Raw genomic sequence first — 19,043 nt, forward strand, 5'->3', positions numbered from 1 at the left:
TCAGCCGAGGCGCGACCGCAGTTGCGCGAGCGCGTGGTCGTGCGTGCGCTCGAACTTCAGCGGCGTGACGGCGACATACCCTTCGCCGAGAGCGACCGTTTCCGAATGCGGATCGTCCTCACGCGGCGCGCGAGCGAGTTTCAGCCAGTGATAGTCGATTTCGCGCGGATCGCGGCCCGACACGATCTCGACGCCCTGCAGCGTACCGGCCCCCTGGTTCGTCACCTTCAGGCCGCGCACGTCCTCGGCCGGCCGCGCCGGGAAATTCACGTTGAGGCACGCATCGCGGTCCCAGCCGGCGGCGACGAGCCGGCGAATGACGTCCGGCGCGAGCGCCAGCGCGGTGCCCCACGGCACCGCATTGCGATCGGTAAAGGCCTGGCTCAGCGCGATGGCCGGCACGCCGACCAGCATGCTCGTCATCGCGGCGCCGACCGTGCCGGAGAACACCGTTTCGGTTCCGAGGTTCGCGCCGCGATTCACGCCGGACAACACGACGTCGGGCCGCGCATCCTTCATCAGGTGGCTGATCGCGATCGCGACGCAGTCACCGGGCGTGCCGCGCACAGCGAAACGGCGTTCGCCCTTGCGATGCACGCGCAGCGGTTCGTGCAGGCTCAGCGAATGCGACGTGCCGCTCTGGTCTTCCGCCGGCGCGACGATCCACACTTCGCGCGCCAGTTGCGTGGCGACCTGTTCGAGCACTTCAAGGCCGGGGGCGTCGAATCCGTCGTCGTTGGTGAGCAGGACACGATCGAACAGCGGGCGGGTTTCTTGCATCGGGACGATCCTCGCAGGTAGGCAATGAGGGGGGAAGGCATCGCGGGTACACCCGCAAGGCTAGCATCCCGTCGCGACGCCTGTCGTGCCACGCAGCACCTTGCACCGTGCGCGCATGCGAAAACGGGCGCATCGCGCGCCCGTTCTCGGGTTCGGCAGACCGCCGATGCGGCGGGACGGATCGGCGTTACCCGCGTTATCCGCGTTATCCGAGCAGGTGCCGCAACACGCCGGCCGACACGACGCCGACGATGACGGTCGGCAGGATCGACAGGCGTGTCGCCGCAATCAGCGTAATGGCCAGTGCGAGCAGGTCGGCCGGGCGCGTCGACACGAAGGCCGGCGCGATCACCGAGATCAGCACGCAGCCGGGCACGTTCTCCATCACCGCCGCCATGCGCGGGCTCAGCGTGCGGTTGCGCAGCAGCACGTAGCCGAGGATGCGCGACAGGTAAGTCGTCGACGCCATCAGCACGATCGTGACGACCGTGTTGAGATCCGGTAAATCAGGCATCGCGCGGCTCCCACAGCAGCGCGGCGATCAGCCCCGCGCAGGCGCCGGCAGCGACGTACCACGCGCCGGGCACGGCCAGGTGCGTGGCCGCCGCGACGACGAGGCTCACGAACCACGGGCGGCTCGCGCGCATCCCTTTCCACATCCCGCGCAGCAGCACCAGGAAGACGGCCGTGAACGCCATGTCGAAGCCGTACTGCTCGACGTCGCCGATCGTCGGGCCGACCGCCGCGCCGAGCGTGGTCATCGAGATCCATGTCAGGTAGAGCCCCACGCAGATACCGGCGTAGTAGGGCACGCTGATGTGGGTGGCCGAGCGCGCCCGGGCGTCGGCGAGCGACATCGCCCAGCTTTCGTCGCACATGAAGAACAGCGCGAAGAACGCGCGGCGGCGCGGCAGGCGGCGGATATACGGCGCGAATGCGGCGCCCATCAGGATGTGACGCGAATTCACGAGGAACGACATCGCGACGATCAGCGCGATGTGCGGCGGCGACGTCCACAGGTGGATCGCCGCGAATTCGGAGCCGCCGCCGAAGTTCATGCCGGTCATCATCGGCACCTCGAACAGGTCTCGATTTTTCTCGTGTATGAGTATGCAACCTATTGATTTTAAATATATTTCAGTGTGATCGCGTGTAACAATTTGCTCCAACGTGAACGCCCGGTGCACGCTTCGGGCCAATGGGAAGTGATAGGCTGGTTACTCCCATAAAACACGTTGTGAGGTACACAAAATGGCGACGTTCACGACTCGCGGAAGCAGCACGCGTGCGCAGGTTCGGATGCGCGGACAAGAGGCAAGCGCGACCTTCGACACGCGCATTGAAGCCGAACAATGGGCCGAACAGATCGAGGCACGTATCAAGCGCGGCGAAGTGATCCGACATGATGACTTTGGCGAAAATCCAACTGTGGCGGCGGTGATCTATCGATTCATTCGGGACGTTTCCCCGTCACGACCCGGCTACAAAGTCGAATTGAACCTTGGTCTGCGGCTTGCCAAGTTGGAAACGTTCCAGAAGCGCGTCGCGAATTTCGGTGCGGCAGATTTGCGCGCATACCGCGACTATCGTTTGAAAGGTGAGAAGCCGGTCCAGTCGTCCACGTTTATTCGAGAAATGGCGTTCCTGTCGGGCGTATTCACACACGCGATCCGCGAGTGGGAAGTTCCATTGAAGCAGAACCCCGTCAGCATGATCACGATGCCGCCAAAGGGAAAGCCGCGCACGCGACGCGTAACGGAGGACGATATCGAACGGTTGGCTGCGACGCTCAACTGGGATATGAAGTCCACGCCGAAGAAAACACGCCAATGGGTAATGTGGGCGTTCCTGTTCGCGATCGAAACCGCGATGCGTCGTGGCGAGTTCACGAAAGTCTGTTGGCGGGACGTCCATATCGCTGAACGCTACATTTACCTTCAGACGACCAAGAACGGCGATTCGCGCGAGGTGCCTCTTTCGCAAAGAGCGTTGGCGCTGCTCAAACTCGTGCCTGTCGGCGAGCCTGACGAAAAGCTGGTGCCTATGTCGGAGGATCGTTTCACGACACTGTTTTGCGAAGCGAAGAAGCAGGCGGGCATCATTGACCTGCACGCGCACGACTCCCGCCGCGAGGCAGCCACACGCGTTGCGAAGAAGCTGAAAAAGATTGTCGGCGATAACGACGTGGCCTTGCTCAAGCTGTCTGCATTCACGGGCCACAAATCGCTCCAAATGTTGAAAATCTATTTCAACTTGAGTGGGACTGAGATGGCCGACGCGCTCGACGCACTCGATCAGTAGCGAGGTAGAGTACAAAGGGAAGCGGCCCCGCAGGGCCGCTTTTCTTTTGGTCAGTGCGCCGGAACTTTGCGCGGTCGGCCGACCTGAGGTTTGCGCGGCTCGCGCGATTCGATCGGCTGCTCGGGCTTCGCTGCATCGTCGAGCGGATCGCGTTTGCTACCGTCGCGCGCCCATGCCATCGCGACCGAGCGCAGCCATCGCGGGCGCTTCAAACCCTTGATGCGCGGCGGCAGTCGATCCGGGTGCGCGGTCGAATAGCTTCGGATCGTCTCGGCCTTGTAACCGAGAAATTTACCGAGCTGCGCGGGCGTCCACACTTCGTCATCGTCCGGCGGCGCGGCCTTGTTTGCTTGTGCGTTCGTGTCCATGCTTTCCCCTGTCGCCTCCTAGTCGTTCTTAACGTGCGAGCGCTCCATTTCATAGCGCGCCTTGAGAATCGCGTCGGCCCGCTGCACTTGCTCTTGCGTCCAGTGTTGCAGGTAGACCTTCACGGGCGGAACTGCCGAATGCCCGTCCGGATCGTTCACGTAGAACTTGTAATTCTTCGTGGTCGGTTCGACGTGCCACCCCGCGATCAGCAGCGGGATAACGTCGTCGGGGTGCACGCCGCCGCAGTAGCTACACGTGCGCGGCTTGGGCGATGCAGCCTCGGGCCATTGATCATCCGGGCGATTCCATCGAGTCGTCAGCCACTCGTCCTCGGCGTGGATCAGCGCCATGATCCGGCGCGGGCAGTTAAAGCGCTGTGCTTCGTTCTTCATCGCTCACCTCTTCCGTGATCGGCAGAAAGTAAAACGTCGCTCCGCCCGTCTCGCCAACGTGCACGCGCGACAGTGCGCCGTGTTCCCACATAACGAGCGTGAGGCCGCGGACGCGTGCATAGTCGGTATCCAGCACGTTTGCGATTTCCTTGTTCGTCATGCCTTGATTCCCGTTCTCGGTGAGCACGTCGATCACCCGCGTCCACGACAGAGGGCTTCGATACTCGACCATTTCGCGTTGCTTCATAAGTACCTCTAACAGAAGGTCGGTTTAGAAACCCCCGAAAACTCGTTGCGCCTTTTCAGGGGTTCGGTCTTACAGCCAAGTCTCGACTACCTGCGGCTCGTCGCGAGGATCACGTGCGATGCGATGCAGGCCGAACGGCTTGAGCCGCGCGCGCACTTCGTCGAGCGTGTCGCCGAGGATCACGTCGCCACGTAGCGTGATGACGCCGCCGCCACTGTTTGCTCGCAGTCGGCGCGCGACATACTGCTCGGGATAGTCGCGCGGCCGTTCATAGATGACCCACATCGAGAACATCGCTAGTTCGCTCCGTTTGCGTTCGATACGTAGCTGTCGAGCCACTTTTTCAACGCGGACACAGTGCCGTTGATGGGGACGTAAGCGATTCCCGCCGCCTTCGCTTCGCGCTTGAACCGCGCGCCGCCCCATTCATCCATGATCAGCACCAGATCGCGTGCGCCCTTGTCCTTCAGCTTCACGCCGCCTTCGTCGCGATGCTTCGCGAAGTCGAGTTCGAGCACATCGCCATAGGACTGCTTCACTTCAGCGATTTGCTGATTCAACAGGCCGCAGATCAGCACTTTCGGCTTGTGCGCCGGACGCTTGATCACTGCTTGTTCGGCTGCGGCGCTCCCGGGCGTCGTCGAGAATCCGGCGCGCGCTGCGGACACCAGCCCTTCAATCTGTTCCTCGATATCGGCATACAGTGATGCGCCGATTTCATTCATCACCGTCCGCGCGACCTTGTTGGCGAACAGTCGCACGATGCCCTCAAACGACAGCGCGGCGAGCCGTTCGTTAACCGCTTCGTCGATCGACTGCTCGCGGGCGGCGTCCTTCTCTGCTGCGATCCGCTCGGCTTGTGCGCGTTCGTGTGCCTCGCGCGCCTCACGCACCGCTTGCTCGTTCCGGGCGTTCTCTTCGCGCCGGGCGTTCTCTTCTCGGGCCTGCTCTTGCTCACGCGCGAGCGCTTCGGCTTGCTCACGGTCTTGGATCAGCTTCCACATGCCGTCGATCCACTTCACATCGCCGAACGTCACGATTGTTCGATGACGCTCGCTCGGCAGGTTGTATTCAATCGCTTTGCGCACTGCTTCGAGGGGCTTCATCCCGTCGAAACCGCGCATTAGTTCCAATGACTTGCCCGCGATCATGAGTTTTTCGTCGTCTGTCCACCGCACCAATGTGCGCTTATCCGCGTGCTGCCCGTTCAGCTCTGTGCGTTCAGGGGCGAGCGCGCTGTAATCGAGCGTCGCGGGCAGTTCGGTGCTCGACGGCGCTGCGTCATCGATCAGCCCCGGCGAAGCCTGTTCCGGGGCGCCTGCGGGCGTCGTCTCATCCGGTGTATCAACCGCTGCGGTATCGATCACGATCGTCTCCTGTGTCTTGCTCGCAAGTTCGGCGCGCATATCCATGAAATACATCATCAAGCTTTCCCGCAGCCTCGATTGCGGATTCCCGGCTTCGCTATAGAACGGTCGCTGTCTTTTCGACAGCAGCACGATAGCCTGCGCGCGGTCTGCGGCTTGATAGTCCGAGAGGTTCGGCTCGATCGCTTGAATCTGGATCGCCTTCTCGACCACGGCCCGCCACTCAAGCTCAGTCCACGTAATGCGCACCGGTCCCGCCGATGCGTCTCGCGGCCGTTTGGCCGGGGGCAGCTTGCTCGGGCTGTTTGCCTCGCGGTTCATACGTGCATCGCGCGGTTGCATATATGGATGGCGCATACTCTCACTCCTGATTTATCGAATTCACCTGTGGCAGATAACTGAGAATCGTGCGTTCGCGTAATCGCACGGCCCCGCGTTTCACTGCATCGTCGCCTGCATGCGCGAGCAACTTAGTTACCGCTTCATCTACTGCTTTCTTTGCTTCATCTCGTGTCGCCGGGCGACCTTCCGAGAACCATCGCACTGCATCTGGCTCGCCGAGTTCAAATAGAAAGGAGTCCTTCCCATTGAAAGGGCGGGCAGAGCTAGAAACCCATTCGATAACGACGCCAGGATTCGCGAGGTCTAACCCATCGGGACAGACTGCGTTCTCCGGTCTGTTTGCCTCACGCCTGCGCGCCTTCGGCAGTGCGAGGAATGGGCAGACGCTGACGGCGTAAGTCGCGCAATCGTGATGGCTAGGGGGTTCTGAGTGAACGCGATTCATCGCGCCCTGCGCCCCAATCAGGAAAGATCGAAAGCGGCCTAGACTGCCACCGCAAATCCAGCAGCGCGAGCCTATCACGGCTTGCCAAACCCGCTCTGCGTCCGCGATTCGGAAGTCGGGCCGACCATTCACGATCGCGCAAAACCACGGCACCGGATAACCGCGCTCGTCGCGAGGCAAGCCGACCATGTGGCGCGGGATGGTCTCCCGCGTTGCTTGCGTATTCATAGATGGAATGGATCATCGTCATGCACCCGTACTGTTCAGCTCTTTCCCCATTGCGGAATTCATTCCGATTAGGAACGAAAGGTATGGAGATTGATGCTCGTCAGTATGGTTGCGTCATGGTTAATCAACGTAACAAGGTGTTACTAGACGTAAATCGCGCAGAATTGCCGCGTTAACACCGCTTTACATCGATCGTGAAAATGACTTCCGTTTTGCCGTCCGCCGTATGCCGGACACCCCATCGTCGGGCTATGCCGCGCCGCACCATAGCGCCGAGCGTTTCCGAAACGCGCTTCGCGGTCGGCGCACGCGCTCGAATCTCTGCCGCCGTCAAGTGAGAGCCAGGCGGCAGAACGTCGGTGATGAGCTGCGCGGTTTCCTTTATCTGGCTCACTTTGATCTCCCGAAAAGCATGCTGAGATGACGGTATAGACCGCGAGCATCCTCGACCGTGATTTGCACGGCTTCTTTGCCGATCGGGATAAGGATCAGCATGTCGCCGACCGCGACACGCCCGATGGGGGGCTTCTGGCGCGTTTCAACCGGCTTGGCCATCGGAACGTCGGTCACGTAGCGATAGCGATACAGCAGCCGCCCGCCGCGCGCGCCGTTCGTTTTCTCGCGGGTCACGCATCGCGAGTCGAACAGCTTGGAAAGTACCGCTGCCGCGCTGTTCGGTTCGAGGTCGAGCTGATCAGCCAGCATGACGCTGGTAATCCCGTCCGGGTAACGTTCGCGGGTCGCGCGCATCCACGTGAGGACGCGTTGCGAGGTGGTCGTTTCTTCGCTACTCATTGCGGCCTCCGACGTGTTCGTTTTCACCCGTCTTGATCCAGTGCGACTCCATGAAACCCGGCTCGGGCGGCGGCAGCGTGCGGAGCGTCGCGAACAGAAACGCGGCGTCGAGTTCCTTATGCTGCACCAGATGCTCAAGCCATTGCAGCGCACCATTGCGGCCCCCGGTATCGAGCACGTCGAACTCGTCGGTCGCGACGAAGCGCAGGCCCGAGAAGTGAGCGATTGCTACTGCGCACGTCAGATCGGCCCGCCACTTTTCCGACTTCGACAGCAGCGCATAGGGTCGGCCGTCCGCAGTCACCGTAAGCGCGGGCGTGACAGCGCATTGCTGGAACCCGTTCTGAGCGGCGAACCCGCGCAGCGTCGCATTGAACCGGCCGAGCACGCCCCGCAGCAGCTCGGACGGCAGTCCTTCGGGCGCAGCCAGATCGGCCACCATCGTCCATTGCTTCACGTCGGCGTGATACCCGCGCGCCGCTTCGGTGCGCTTCTCGCCTTCGACCGCCTGCACTTGAATGGCCTCCTGTTCGCGGCGCTGCGTCGTCAGCGCGTCGAGCACCGACCGCAGCTCGTCGGCATGCGTGCGCGCGGCGCTGTACTCACCTTCGAGGATCGCGAGGGCGTTACTGCCGCCTTCGGCCTGCGAGAACGGTTCGAGGTGGTCGCCGTTGATCATGAGCAAACCGCCGCAGTGCGGGCACGGCGTAGACTGCGCGCCGCGCTGCGCGATCCGGTGCCGTTCTTCGATCGCGCCGAGCGCGCGCTGCACGCCTTCGAGTTCGGGGCCGACCTCAGCTAGCCGGGCGACGACGTGATCGAGGTATTCGGGCGAGAATTCGACGACCGGCGCGGCCCAGGTGTCGCCCTTGCGCGATCCGTAGGTTTCGCCCGTGATCGCCTTCCACGCCGCGCGCGCCTGCTTCGCTTGGTCGAGCGCATATGCGTGCATCATTTCAAAGCCGCCGTGCATCAGCGTTGCGGCTTCGCTCGCGTGCATCGGGCTAACGTCATGATCGATGAGGATTTTCTCGACCGCATCCGGCTCGATCGACGCGCCGAGCAGGTGAAACAGCAGCATGCGGCGCTCGTCGGTCGGCACGCTCGCGAACAGCGTCGGATCGAGCACGAACGGCAGGTATTCCGGCTGCGGGATAGGGGGGCCGTCTTGCGTCGCGATGCCTTCCGGCAGCGATACGCGGCGGATGCTCTTGCCGTCGTCATGTTCAACGTGAAGCGCGACGACCGCCTCACGGGAACCTTCGGACACCAGCAGGGGCCAGTCGCCCGACTTGACGACGCGCGCGCCGCCGCCGTCGCCGAGCGCCACAAACCGCAGCGCTTCGACGAGCGACGACTTACCCGCGCCGTTCGAGCCGCAGATAAGCACGACCGGCTCTTTCGGCTCGACGTCAATTCGGAAAGCCCCGCAGAAATTGCGGACGGCCAAGCGGGTGACTTTCATTATTCGTCCTCCCCGGACGGCGCGGGCGGCACGCTCGGCGGCTGCTGCGAGCGGCGGCGCACTTGCTCGATCAGGCTGTCGGCGTCGCCGGTGCCGCTGCCGTCGAACATGTCTTTCTGCCGAATGTCCTTTTGCGGCGTGTCGGTGCCGCCCATGTGCTGCTGCGCGTCAGCCACGACGATGAGGCAGGCCAGCCCTTGCGCGTGACAGAGTTCCATCGCGGACGGGTCGCGCTTCGCGAGGCTGAACACGGCTTCGACCTTATCGGCGAACGTGACGCGCTTCAGCTCGGCCGCGACAGTCATCCGATCACTTGCCGCAATCATGGTGACCGCCTGCCGCACGTTGTCGGTCACGCGCTTTTTGATGCGCTCCAAGATGTCTTGCTGCTCGTCGAAACCGACCTTGATCCAGATATCGGGCAACAGGCGCAGCTCTTGCACCAGCGCCGCGATCAAGTCGCCTGCGATCGTTTCCGTCGTCTTTACCAGCACATCGTTTTCCGTCGTCATCGCACTTTCTCCAGGCAAAGTGAGGCCCGCAGCGCGCACGATGCGCGCCGTTCGGGCACTCGGTCATAGAGGGGGCTTAGTCGATCGCGCGGTTTCGCGACCGGTTCGCAGCGGGCGCGGGCTGGAACTCGCTCACGCGCGCCTCGTACAGATTCGCCAGCTCGACGGCTTCATCGTCCGGCAGCGCCCGCAGCAGGTCGGCCGCTGCGTTCAGTTCGTCAACGCTGCGCGCGTTCTTCATCGCCGATTCGATCTCGAAATACGTCGGCGGCTGCGGCTCGTTCAGCGCGGGGGGCAGCCCGCCGCGCCCGGTGTCGTGGTCGGTCACGTCACGCTCGACCGGCTGATCCGGTTCGACGGCCGTAAAGTCGCCGTCGATCGTGAAGCCTTCGCCGAGCGCGGCCTCGGCCTGCAAAGCCTGCGTCAGCTCGACCGACATCGGCAGATACTTGAGCACTTGCAAGAGCGGGATTTTGCGCGCGTACATTTCCCAATTCTTGAACGAGTAGTGACGCTGGCCGACCTTGTTGAACTTGTCGCGGTGCTTCGTCACGCGCACGATCGGCCACACTTCAATGATCGGCCACTCGCTGCCGTTCACGCGGCCGACCGCATAGACGTGCGTGATTTTCTTCGGATCGTCCTCGCCGTGCGGCCGGTGCGTGACGAAGGGCTTATCACCGAGCGCATAGTCGAACTCGTCGCCCTCGAACACTGCGCCCGTCCACGCCGACGCGCGGCCCGCGCGCGCCACCAGGTCAACCAGACCACGCCAGCCCGGAATGAACTGGGCTTCGTGCACGCCCTTCTGAGAATTGAAGAACGGGACGAGATACCCCTGACCGAGCACGCCGATTTCGAGGCCGAGCTGCGAAGCCTTGATGACCTCGCCGAACACGCTGCGCAGGGTGCACTTGCGCAGGTCGGCGGATTGGCTCAGGGACGTAAGCGCGAGCCGCGTAACGCGATCGGGGTTCAGGTGCTTCGGCAGCGCCATGCGGAGCTGGTCGGCGTTCTTTTTGAAGAACGCTTCGACCTCCGTAAACGAGTCGGCGGTGCGGACTGCGCGCGACTTCTCGTCGCTTTGCTTCAGCTCTTGAATGTTCGGCATCGTTGTATCTCCGTCAATCGTTCCACGTTGCAGGGTCAACCGCCTCAGCAGTGCCCCATGTGCACGGCCCGCACATACGACCGTGATAGACCAGCTTTCCGTTCCGCCAGCCGTCCACAGTCGGCGATTCGCCACACTGGATGCACTCGCCGTCGTAATCGGGCAGCCACTGATCCACCTTCGTTACTTCGTCCATGCTTTCCTCGCGAGAAATTGCGCTACGGCTTCGTTCACTTCGGCCGTGCTGAACGCTGCGGGCGCGCGCTTCGATTTCCTCGGCGTGGGCTTCACGCCGATTTCGCCGCTACCCCACTTCACTTGCGCATTCCGTTCTCGGCTCGGCTTCGCCGCGACCAAATCGGCGTCGTCGTACGTCTCGTTCATTCGTGGAAAATGCAGGAGTTCCAGCGCGCGCAATACTTGGGCGAACACAGCATCGAGCGGGGATTCGGGGGGAACAGACCAGTACGGAACATTTCGGCCGCATACTCGATCAGCCCTTTCTGGCCGTCAGTGCCGACCATGACCTTGCGGGCGTCGAACACGGGCGACACCCCGACGCGCGGCTTGCTGCTCGTCATGAGGCCGACAATCTGCGCGCCTTCGCTCGTCTTGCCCGTCGTGTGATCGTCGAGCAATTGATACGTGCCGCACTGCGCAGCGTGGCCGCGCGTCGTCACGGTGCCGCCGACGATCGCACGCTCGCCGCTTTTCAGATCGACGATGCGCCGACCCTTGCCGCTCGCGACGCGCGCACGGTCCATCGTGCCGGTGAGTTGCACAATCACGCCCCCGCCGCAGTCGATATCGAGCGGCATGAAGGGCGCTTCGACAGACTCGTAACGCATCGTCGGCGCGATCGTCGTGCAGTATTTCGTGTGCAGGGTCAGGCCGATCGACTCGGCTTGCTTCACCGTCAGCTCGTCCTGCGTGTAGTCCACATCGTATTCGGGGTGCTTCAGCTTGTTGACGAACACCTCAGCAGCGTCCGCAGGCTTGATCGTGTTGCCGTCGATCAGCGCTTGATCGAAAACGGCGGTGCTCGCGTGGATCGCCGTGCCGAGCGCGGCGCGCAGACCGACCGCCTTGCGGTGCTGGTTGAGAACCTCGTATTCCCACTTGTAGGCGCAGTCAAACAGCGCGCCCCAAGAGGACGCACGAACCTTAGTTCGACTAACTATGGTCATGGTGATGACCCTCGCTATGTGTTGATGGGCGGGAACTGTGCGGGACGTGTGGCTTAAGCCAGCTTGATATAGACGAACTGTCGGCGCACCGACCGAGGGATGACCGCCGTGCCGATCGGCACGCGCGGCGTGAGGCGCTTGCGCTGCTCGAACCACGAACGGCGTTGCGCGGGCGTCAGACGACGCAGATACGAACGGAGTCGAAAAAGATTATCCATTTTTAAACGCCATTACATTCCGAATTGAAATGCAGCCCGTGATAGCAATTGACGCCCGCATGTTATTAGCTGAAACCAATTGACGCGGTTGAAAACGAAGCTGATAACTGGGGCGTGTGGCAATCATAGGCCACAGTTTAAAAAACCCGAAAGACTTTTTTCAAAACGAGGTGCGCAATGAAGGTTGACGCCATCATCAGGCAGGTGGGCGGACGACGTTGTGTGACGGGCCTTACCGGAATTTCTGAATCGCTGATTTCACACTGGCTTAAACAGAAACACATTCCCTCTCATTGGATTAGATTTTTCATTGCTCTGAAACCTGAATTGGATTGGCCTGATTTACTTAACGGAAATACATCGGAATACACTGATTTGATGAATCACGAACACGTCGTCCGATCGCGACTGATTCAGATCAACCGATTGCGAAAACGCGTGAGGCAGTTGAAACAAGAGCACGCGCAGCTCGTCGGCACCGACGTGCTGGTTTGATCGACTCTCCGCAATCGAGGTTAACCATGATCAAGAATGCTGGCCGTTACGCCAAGGTGCGCGCGCGCTTGTGGGCCGACGAGAAGTTTGGTGAGCTGTCGCGGCTCGCGCCGAGCGGACAGGCGCTCTGGCTGTATCTGCTGACCGGGCCACATACGGCATCGATCCCCGGTCTGTACCGACTGACGACGATCGGTATCGCCGACCGCCTGCACTGGCCGCTCGATCGCGTGCGGAGCTGCATGGCTGAAGTCGTCGAAATGGGGATGGCGCACTTCGACGACGAGCACGGTTTTCTGTACCTGCCGAAGTCGATCGAGTATGACCCGCCCGCGAATCCGAACGTCGTGCGGAGCTGGGTGCACTTCTGGACTGACCTGCCCGAGTGTGATCTCAAGCGGCAAGCGTATGCGGCACTGCGGGAGTTCGTGGCCTCACGGGGCGACGGATTCGCCGCCGCATTCGATCAAGTGATCGACATGCCCACTGCTGCACCGCGCAAGCGAAACCGTTCGGCAAACGGTTCCGGTAACGGTTCGGGAAACGGTTCCCCCGAGTTCGACGTGATGCAGCAGGGCGAAAGCGCGCAAAGCCCCGCCCAGCAAGGAGCGGGAAACGGTTTGCGAAACGGTTCCGCTAACCCTTCGCCAAATCATATGCATATCCATAAACATAAAACCAAAGTCAAAAGCAAAGACATGTCGTTTTCGCAAGCGTACGCGGACGACGACATGGCTGAAGCTGCCGACGTGGTGCGCGAAGTGTTCGAGTATTGGCAGCTCGTCATGTCGTCGCCTCGCTCGCGGCTCGATGACAACCGACGCGGGCTGATCCTCCGGGCGATCAAGCGCGGCTATTCGGTCTCCGATCTCAAGGAAGCGATTCGCGGCTGCTCGCGCTCGCCGTTCCACATGGGCGATAACGACCGGCAGACCGCGTTCAACGGCCTCGACTTGATTCTGCGGAACGCCGAAAAGATCGATGAGTTCCGAAAGATCAACGCGAACCCGCCCGTCGCGGGGCGCGTGTCTGCGCCGCGCTCGATGACTGCTGCCGAGCGCCGCAAGCTCGAAAGCGATCAGAACATGCGCGACTTTCTCGACGCCACCAAGCCGAACGGGCGTGCGCTGCCGGATGATCCGTTCACGATCGACATGGAACCGCAATGACTGAAGCCGACCGCCCTAGCTTCGTCGCGGCATTGCGTAGCGTGTTCGAGACGTACAGCAAGCCGCTGCCGACCCAGCCCGTCGCAGAACTCTGGTGGCGCACGCTGACGCCGTTTCCGCCCGAGGCGATCGCTGACGCGTTCCAGGTGCACATCGATGCGAGCGGCTATGCACCCGTGCCGAGCGAAATTCGCGCGCTCTGCATCCAGTCGCGCAAGCATCTGACCGAGGCGCACGCCGCGCAGCTCACCTACAACCCGCAGCAGAACGCCGAGCAAGTCGAGAAGAACCTCGCCGCGCTTCGCGCTGTCGTCGAGCCGATCCGCACGAAGCCGGGCGTCGAATGGGCTTTCAAGCTGCTCGACCGTGGCACGTCGGCGAGCGGCCATCGACTCACGCCCGAAGTGCTCCGCGTCGCCGCCGATTCGATCCTCAGCGCGGCCGGACGGCAATTAATCGACTCGATCCGCGATGACGAGCTGCGGCGGCGCTATCGCGCGATTTACAGGACGCTCGAACAACAGCGGAGGACTGTCCCATGAGCACGATCGACGAAGGGAAGTGCACGGGGTTCGCGGTCAGCTTCGTGATTCCCGGCGCACCTGTCCCAAAGGGACGAGCGCGCGTGACGCGGTTCGGGACGCATACGCCGAAGCGCACGCGCGCATACGAGCACGACGTGCGGTTGCTGGCCCGCGCCGCGGTCGGCATGGCGCAACCGTATGAGGGGGCGCTGCACCTGGACTTGATCGCGTATCTGCCGATCGCGAAGTCGTGGCCGAAGTGGAAGCAGGCAGCAGCACGCGCGGGCACATTGCAACCGATCTATAAGCCCGATCTCGACAATATCGAGAAGGCAGTGACGGATGCGTGTAACGGCGTGCTCTATGCCGACGACGGACAAATCGTGTCTGCGTGCAAGGCAAAGCGCTACAGCGACAATCCGCACCTGTGGGTGCGTATCACTTCCATCGAGGCTCCCGATGAATGACACCCTGTTCATGTCGATCCCGCGCGCGCTGCACTTCGCCTACCTGATGCAAGCTTTCGACGCGGTGCCCGAGTCGATTCTCGCGAACGTCTATCGGCGTTTCATGCAGGAAAGCGACGTGTGGGAACCGCGCAAGGTCAAGACAGTGGATTTTCGCGGGCTGTCGCGCCACGAAGTGTTCGCCGAGTGCGCTGGCATCCGCGCCGCCGTCGTCCGCGAGTGCCCGCCGCTTGAGCGCTGCGTGATCGCATGCAGGTACGAGCTGACCGATTACGCACAGCGCCAAGGTGGGCGCGTCGCATTCTTCACGAAAGCGCGCGCCAAGGCGTTCGAAGCGCTCGCACATCACGCACGGGTTGTGTGGATGCCGCACGTTCCGCAGGACGTTATGCTGCTACTCGTCGCGCATGCGTTCGTGAGTCGCCGCGAGACGCCGATCACCCTGCGACGGATCGCCGATGAATACGGGCATTCACACACGCACTGGCATAGGCAGTCGAACAAGCTGGTCGACGAACTCGCGTCGGTCGAAGCGCGAGCGCTCGACGCGCTCACGCCGTACTTTACCCGCCAATGTCACGGGGTTTCAGTGGCTTGAACATGTGCACATCAGGGCCGCATTCCTCGACAAGAACATAGCCGCGTCGCGTCAATGCATCCGCAACGATGCTGTTGTGGATGCACTCAACATAGACAGCTTCGAGGTTGAGCAATCCTGCCGCGACCTCGCAACCGACCATCAGCGACGAGAACAGCCCTCGCCGCCGATACTCCGGTTGGACTTCAACGTCAGCCAGGTCAAGAGTTGCGTACGGACGACTGTTCAACATGCGGTGTGCTTTGCGTAGATAGACGGTCATCGTCAGCGTATCGATACGCGTCCGAGTATTCGTCAGCAACTCGTCGGCGATTCGATCAGCGATCATAGCCATTCCCATTTGTACCGCTTGCGTCGCAGGTACTCGGCGACTCGCTCGCGGGGTTTGTTGATCATCCACGCTAGGATCGGCGCGGCGTGCACACACTGCCATGCATCGCCGCGCCTCACCCATACCGCGCCCGCAACGAAGTGCGGGGCGGTTACGCGCAGGAGCTTCACATCTGCGGGTTTCGTTGCATCCATGCTTGCGCAAGCTCGATTGCTGCCTCTCGGCGGGTGAGTCCTTCCGGATCGGGCAGCAGATCGCCGCCGTAACACGCGCAGAGCTTTCGGAAGTGATTCACGCCGCCGACAGCGGAACGTAGCGCGCATTCCCAGTGCATCGGCAGATTCCTTTCCGCACGCATCGAGATACTGAGGATCGGCTCGTCGCACCACGTGCATATGTCCATCACTCGGCCTTCTTACGCGGCCCGCGCGCTTTGAACGGCCGTTTGCGCCCTTCGATTTCCAACAGCGTGATTTCATACGTCGCCATCAGCGCGCGTATCTGCTCGATCGCCTCGGCCTTTTCTGCGTCGCGAATCTCATCGATCTTTGCGGACAGCTCTTCGTGTTGACGCAGAAGGGATGCCAGTTGTCTATCGCGATTTGTCGTCATCGTGTTTCCTTTTCGTGGTTAGTGGGGGTGCTTCCGAACCACCTCGCGCCATACCGCGAGGTACTTTTGTATACCGGCATCGCGTGCGAACTCGTCCGACTCGTCGTCGGTCGGCGCACGTAGTGCGTCGTGATCGAACACGGCGAGCTGACCGCATCCGATGCAGATTGATACATCGCCGTCCTCAGGCACGATGTGTCCGCGGACGCCGGTGTGGTCGTCGTTACGTTTGCCGCAGAATGGACATGTTGTGAGCATGGGTATGCAACACGACTTTATGTCGTGTAGTCCTAACAAAATGTTACGAACGTAATCCTGCGAAACATTTTCCTACCTAGGCCAGCTCTGCGAGCTGCGCAGCCAGATAGGCGGCCTGCTTGCGCACGTAGTCGAGAGTTCGATACTGTTCAAAGTCGGTCCGAAACGACAAATCAAACTCGTCCCGCATCAGCTTCAATCGCGCACGCAGTCCCGGTTGCAGGTCGAACGCGTGCCCGCAGTCGAACCCGAGCCACCACAAGTCGTCAGGCTCGCCCGGTTCGGGAATGTGGCAGACACCGCGCCCGGTAATCGGATCGTGGTTCGGCTGGCAGTGCTCGGCGTAGGTCAAGCCGCCGTGTACGTCGATCGGCGCTTTGTCCTGGACCACGCTGTAATCGATCGCATAGAGTGGATGAGCGGGCGGCACGCCGACATAGCCGCACCAGTTCCCCATCGGGCCACGGTGCGCCATGCAGACAAGGCGCGTTGCTTCGTCCGTCCATTGCACTTTGTCGGGTTCGTTGTCCCACTCGCCCGACTCCCAATCGCTACGGTCAACAAACGTCCATTGTTGTTCGTTCATCGTTTGTGTCTCTCGGTGAGTTTTGCCTCTCTCAAAAACTCTTCGGCGAAGTAGACGAGCGCAAGCGCCGCAGTGCCTGCGGCCATGCGTGCCGATTCAACGTCGTCCGTTCCCATGCGCTCACACAGCACGGTGGCGCATCGATCGATGTGTTGATCGATGATGTGGGCCGCATGCGCCAGAATGTGCGCGTTCTCGATCGCGCGTATCAGTGCTAGCTCGTGTTCGACCTCATTGGCTTCGTCCTTCATTTCCTGCCTCGCTCAACCTCACGAATAATTTCCTCACGCAGTCGCACCGCGTCGTCGTACAGCTTGGACGTGCGCCGATATGCGATCTCGGTTCGGATGCCACGCCACGCGACCGCAACCATCGACAGCACGATGACCGCGAGAATGACGCACTCGAACCAAAGCATCGCGTCGTCTCCCTCGCTCGCGAACCCGTGCGCGTTGCCGAGTTCGTGATAGATCACGATGCCGTCGAACACGAAAACGATTGCGGCGACGAGCAACAAAGCAACCGGGCGCGGCGGCTTTGGCGGAAGCGGTGGAATGCCGTTCATTGCAGCGGTGTCCGACTCGGCAGCAGGTTAAGCATCGGCATGACAGGATCGACGCGGCCGAGTCGAATCTCGCCGATCGTCGCCTTACCATCGACGAACTCGACCGGCTTCACGCCGACCCACACGCCGTCATACGTCTCAAGCGACACGAACCCGACGAGCTGCGCGCCAGGCACGTCAGCAGGCTTGCTGTATTGCTGCGCGTATGCCTCCGCTTGCTCTTTCGTCCGTGCGTTCGCAGCGATCGTCGTGCGGCAGATCAGCACGAATTCGGCGTTCACCCTCTTAGCCGTCGCAGTGATCGCCATGCAGCCGATCTCATGCGGAAGCTCAGAAATGCCGTACACCGGCACGTCGAAATTCCCGGTGAGACTGCCGAGCACGATGAACGGGTCGCACGCGCCTTTCTCGGCGATGACGAGCCGCAGCATGTCGCAGATCGCCCCGACATGGGCGCGGTAGTGCTCGGGCACCGGCGCGCCCGGTTCCACAGTCGTGATCATGATGAAACCCTTTCGGGAATGGTTTCGGTAACAGTTAGCGAAACGGTTCCGGCAACGGTTAGCCGAAAATTTCGCCGCGTGCGAATCGTTCGAGCGTCCGCAACACGTAATCTAGGTCGCGGTGCGTGTGCAGCCACGACGGGTTACGGTCGGACGGCCGCGAGCTGGCGTGAGCACGTGCGATTTGATCGATACGCGGTTCGTTCAGGATCGTCCGCGCGCACTCCTGCCACTGGTGCACGTCGATAGGGGGCGGTCGTCTCGTCACCAATTGATCGTCTCCCGTTCCGGGTCGCCGTTCTCGCGACGGCGGCCAGTGTCAGGATGACGATGCCAGCCGGTCGGCTCGCCTTCGCCGTCCCATGCGTCGAGCGCGGCCTTCGCGTCCGCATACGAGTGATAGCACCAGCGTTCGCCGTACGCGTAGGGCGTCATGTCCGCGATGATCGCGAACGTGAACATCAGGCGGCAGATCATCGCGTCGCGTTCATTCGGGAACACGCGATAGTCCGTATAACCGTCCTCTGCCCGCCATATGCGAGTCATCAGATCGGAGTTACTCATTGTTACTGCTCCGGTTATTGCTTCGATTTGTGGGGCGTGCTATGCACGTTGGTCTCGTTTTTGTTTGTGGTTTTCTATTTTTCAACCATCCCCGATTTATTGTAATTGTTTCGTTTGATTTTACATTGGTTTGCATTGTGCACTATCTGGCAGCAATGACAGGTAGGGTTTACACCTACTTCCCCGCCCCGTGAAACCGTTCCCAACGCCTATCGGTATAACGATATGGGCACCGGCATGCTGATGGGTGGTAAGTGGGCGCTCACTTGCATTTATGTGACAAAGAACCTAGCATTTCGCCAAAGTGGAGAAATAGTCTGTAATCGCAAGTGAATGGGTTTCTACTCAAACTCGTACAGTTTTTAATCAACACTCCTGCGCTGATCGAATTGACCGTTCGGTCAACATACGAGAATCGATTCAATTCATTTTAATACGTTGACAGTCAACGCTTCATATTGAAGCCATTCAGAATTACTGAGTAAGAGGGGATAGGGAAAGGCTCCGTTTCAGCCGTCTCCCCCCTGCCTGTCTTGCGCGACCGTCTGCGCGGGGCGGATCGACTGCCAGCCCGTAGCGTCGTGTACTGGTGGGGTGAGCAAGTGAACGCCA

27 protein-coding genes are annotated in these 19,043 nt (G+C 61.3%); 6 read left to right on the forward strand and 21 right to left on the reverse strand.

Going from position 1 to position 19,043, the window contains the following annotated elements:
• The 3 genes from surE to DPV79_RS15920 all read right to left on the reverse strand — a co-directional run bounded on the left by surE (window position 1) and on the right by DPV79_RS15920 (window position 1,916).
• Window positions 1–780, reverse strand: coding sequence for a 5'/3'-nucleotidase SurE (surE, locus tag DPV79_RS15910; RefSeq protein WP_113045857.1), 780 nt, complete (start codon window positions 778–780; stop codon window positions 1–3).
• A gap of 205 nt (window positions 781–985) precedes the next feature.
• Window positions 986–1,294 carry an AzlD family protein gene (locus tag DPV79_RS15915; RefSeq protein WP_060068295.1) on the reverse strand — a complete coding sequence of 103 codons (309 nt, stop codon included), beginning with the start codon at window positions 1,292–1,294 and terminating at the stop codon, window positions 986–988.
• Window positions 1,287–1,916 carry an AzlC family ABC transporter permease gene (locus DPV79_RS15920; protein ID WP_279636567.1) on the reverse strand — a complete coding sequence of 210 codons (630 nt, stop codon included), beginning with the start codon at window positions 1,914–1,916 and terminating at the stop codon, window positions 1,287–1,289. The genes DPV79_RS15915 and DPV79_RS15920 overlap by 8 nt, the downstream gene beginning before the upstream one ends.
• A 115-nt stretch (window positions 1,917–2,031) precedes the next feature.
• On the opposite strand from DPV79_RS15920, the gene DPV79_RS15925 reads away from it, so the two are divergent.
• Window positions 2,032–3,081: a tyrosine-type recombinase/integrase gene (locus DPV79_RS15925; RefSeq protein ID WP_113045858.1), complete on the forward strand. Its 1,050-nt coding sequence runs from the start codon at window positions 2,032–2,034 to the stop codon at window positions 3,079–3,081.
• Between the two features lie 50 nt (window positions 3,082–3,131).
• On the opposite strand, the gene DPV79_RS15930 is transcribed toward DPV79_RS15925, so the two are convergent.
• The 11 genes from DPV79_RS15930 to DPV79_RS15980 form a co-directional block, all read right to left on the reverse strand.
• Window positions 3,132–3,398 carry a hypothetical protein gene (locus tag DPV79_RS15930; RefSeq protein WP_133295651.1) on the reverse strand — a complete coding sequence of 89 codons (267 nt, stop codon included), beginning with the start codon at window positions 3,396–3,398 and terminating at the stop codon, window positions 3,132–3,134.
• Window positions 3,399–3,467: 69 nt separating this feature from the next.
• Window positions 3,468–3,842 (reverse strand): hypothetical protein, encoded by a 375-nt coding sequence (locus DPV79_RS15935; protein WP_133295652.1) that lies wholly within the window; start codon window positions 3,840–3,842, stop codon window positions 3,468–3,470.
• Window positions 3,817–4,089, reverse strand: coding sequence for a hypothetical protein (locus tag DPV79_RS15940; protein ID WP_113045861.1), 273 nt, complete (start codon window positions 4,087–4,089; stop codon window positions 3,817–3,819). Before DPV79_RS15940 ends, DPV79_RS15935 begins: the two co-directional genes overlap by 26 nt.
• Before the next feature lie 69 nt (window positions 4,090–4,158).
• Window positions 4,159–4,383: a hypothetical protein gene (locus tag DPV79_RS15945; protein WP_113045862.1), complete on the reverse strand. Its 225-nt coding sequence runs from the start codon at window positions 4,381–4,383 to the stop codon at window positions 4,159–4,161.
• A 2-nt stretch (window positions 4,384–4,385) separates the two neighbouring features.
• Window positions 4,386–5,777 carry a flotillin family protein gene (locus DPV79_RS15950; RefSeq protein WP_133295653.1) on the reverse strand — a complete coding sequence of 464 codons (1,392 nt, stop codon included), beginning with the start codon at window positions 5,775–5,777 and terminating at the stop codon, window positions 4,386–4,388.
• Window positions 5,778–5,817: 40 nt separating this feature from the next.
• Entirely contained in the window at window positions 5,818–6,471 is a 654-nt protein-coding gene (locus DPV79_RS42080) for a hypothetical protein (protein ID WP_133295654.1), read from the reverse strand.
• A 390-nt stretch (window positions 6,472–6,861) separates the two neighbouring features.
• Window positions 6,862–7,266, reverse strand: a complete 405-nt coding sequence (locus tag DPV79_RS15955) for a hypothetical protein (protein WP_113045864.1) — start codon at window positions 7,264–7,266, stop codon at window positions 6,862–6,864.
• Complete coding sequence (locus DPV79_RS15960) at window positions 7,259–8,731, reverse strand: AAA family ATPase (RefSeq protein WP_113045865.1); 1,473 nt, start codon at window positions 8,729–8,731, stop codon at window positions 7,259–7,261. The genes DPV79_RS15955 and DPV79_RS15960 overlap by 8 nt, the downstream gene beginning before the upstream one ends.
• Entirely contained in the window at window positions 8,731–9,243 is a 513-nt protein-coding gene (locus DPV79_RS15965; RefSeq protein ID WP_113045866.1) for a hypothetical protein, read from the reverse strand. The genes DPV79_RS15960 and DPV79_RS15965 overlap by 1 nt, the downstream gene beginning before the upstream one ends.
• Before the next feature lie 76 nt (window positions 9,244–9,319).
• Window positions 9,320–10,354, reverse strand: a complete 1,035-nt coding sequence (locus tag DPV79_RS15970; RefSeq protein ID WP_113045867.1) for a recombinase RecT — start codon at window positions 10,352–10,354, stop codon at window positions 9,320–9,322.
• Between the two features lie 380 nt (window positions 10,355–10,734).
• Window positions 10,735–11,697, reverse strand: coding sequence for a PD-(D/E)XK nuclease family protein (locus tag DPV79_RS15980; protein ID WP_341867606.1), 963 nt, complete (start codon window positions 11,695–11,697; stop codon window positions 10,735–10,737).
• A 239-nt stretch (window positions 11,698–11,936) separates the two neighbouring features.
• Between DPV79_RS15980 and DPV79_RS42085 the strand changes: the two genes are divergently transcribed.
• From DPV79_RS42085 to DPV79_RS16000, 5 genes are read left to right on the forward strand one after another with little or no spacing between them, the layout of a single operon-like run.
• Complete coding sequence (locus DPV79_RS42085; protein WP_133295655.1) at window positions 11,937–12,254, forward strand: hypothetical protein; 318 nt, start codon at window positions 11,937–11,939, stop codon at window positions 12,252–12,254.
• A gap of 26 nt (window positions 12,255–12,280) precedes the next feature.
• Window positions 12,281–13,423 carry a hypothetical protein gene (locus tag DPV79_RS15985; RefSeq protein WP_113045870.1) on the forward strand — a complete coding sequence of 381 codons (1,143 nt, stop codon included), beginning with the start codon at window positions 12,281–12,283 and terminating at the stop codon, window positions 13,421–13,423.
• Window positions 13,420–13,965, forward strand: coding sequence for a hypothetical protein (locus tag DPV79_RS15990; RefSeq protein ID WP_133295656.1), 546 nt, complete (start codon window positions 13,420–13,422; stop codon window positions 13,963–13,965). The genes DPV79_RS15985 and DPV79_RS15990 overlap by 4 nt, the downstream gene beginning before the upstream one ends.
• Window positions 13,962–14,414, forward strand: coding sequence for a RusA family crossover junction endodeoxyribonuclease (locus DPV79_RS15995; RefSeq protein ID WP_113045872.1), 453 nt, complete (start codon window positions 13,962–13,964; stop codon window positions 14,412–14,414). The genes DPV79_RS15990 and DPV79_RS15995 overlap by 4 nt, the downstream gene beginning before the upstream one ends.
• Window positions 14,415–14,424: 10 nt before the next feature.
• Window positions 14,425–15,012, forward strand: coding sequence for a hypothetical protein (locus DPV79_RS16000; protein ID WP_133295657.1), 588 nt, complete (start codon window positions 14,425–14,427; stop codon window positions 15,010–15,012).
• On the opposite strand, the gene DPV79_RS42090 is transcribed toward DPV79_RS16000, so the two are convergent.
• The 7 genes from DPV79_RS42090 to DPV79_RS16040 all read right to left on the reverse strand — a co-directional run bounded on the left by DPV79_RS42090 (window position 14,978) and on the right by DPV79_RS16040 (window position 18,431).
• Entirely contained in the window at window positions 14,978–15,346 is a 369-nt protein-coding gene (locus DPV79_RS42090; RefSeq protein WP_133295658.1) for an N-acetyltransferase, read from the reverse strand. The genes DPV79_RS16000 and DPV79_RS42090 overlap by 35 nt on opposite strands.
• A gap of 399 nt (window positions 15,347–15,745) precedes the next feature.
• Window positions 15,746–15,955 carry an H-NS family nucleoid-associated regulatory protein gene (locus DPV79_RS16010; protein ID WP_113045875.1) on the reverse strand — a complete coding sequence of 70 codons (210 nt, stop codon included), beginning with the start codon at window positions 15,953–15,955 and terminating at the stop codon, window positions 15,746–15,748.
• A gap of 334 nt (window positions 15,956–16,289) precedes the next feature.
• Complete coding sequence (locus DPV79_RS16015; protein ID WP_113045876.1) at window positions 16,290–16,799, reverse strand: hypothetical protein; 510 nt, start codon at window positions 16,797–16,799, stop codon at window positions 16,290–16,292.
• Complete coding sequence (locus DPV79_RS16020) at window positions 16,796–17,050, reverse strand: hypothetical protein (protein ID WP_113045877.1); 255 nt, start codon at window positions 17,048–17,050, stop codon at window positions 16,796–16,798. The genes DPV79_RS16015 and DPV79_RS16020 overlap by 4 nt, the downstream gene beginning before the upstream one ends.
• The gene (locus DPV79_RS16025) at window positions 17,047–17,364 is read right to left on the reverse strand and encodes a hypothetical protein (RefSeq protein ID WP_133295659.1); all 318 of its coding nucleotides are present in this window, start codon (window positions 17,362–17,364) and stop codon (window positions 17,047–17,049) included. Before DPV79_RS16025 ends, DPV79_RS16020 begins: the two co-directional genes overlap by 4 nt.
• Window positions 17,361–17,855, reverse strand: a complete 495-nt coding sequence (locus tag DPV79_RS16030; protein ID WP_133295660.1) for a hypothetical protein — start codon at window positions 17,853–17,855, stop codon at window positions 17,361–17,363. The genes DPV79_RS16025 and DPV79_RS16030 overlap by 4 nt, the downstream gene beginning before the upstream one ends.
• A 276-nt stretch (window positions 17,856–18,131) precedes the next feature.
• Window positions 18,132–18,431, reverse strand: a complete 300-nt coding sequence (locus DPV79_RS16040) for a hypothetical protein (protein WP_113045881.1) — start codon at window positions 18,429–18,431, stop codon at window positions 18,132–18,134.
• Between the last annotated feature and the right edge of the window lie 612 nt (window positions 18,432–19,043).

The sequence above is a fragment of the Burkholderia reimsis genome (assembly GCF_003294055.1).
Taxonomy (GTDB): Bacteria; Pseudomonadota; Gammaproteobacteria; order Burkholderiales; family Burkholderiaceae; genus Burkholderia; species Burkholderia cepacia.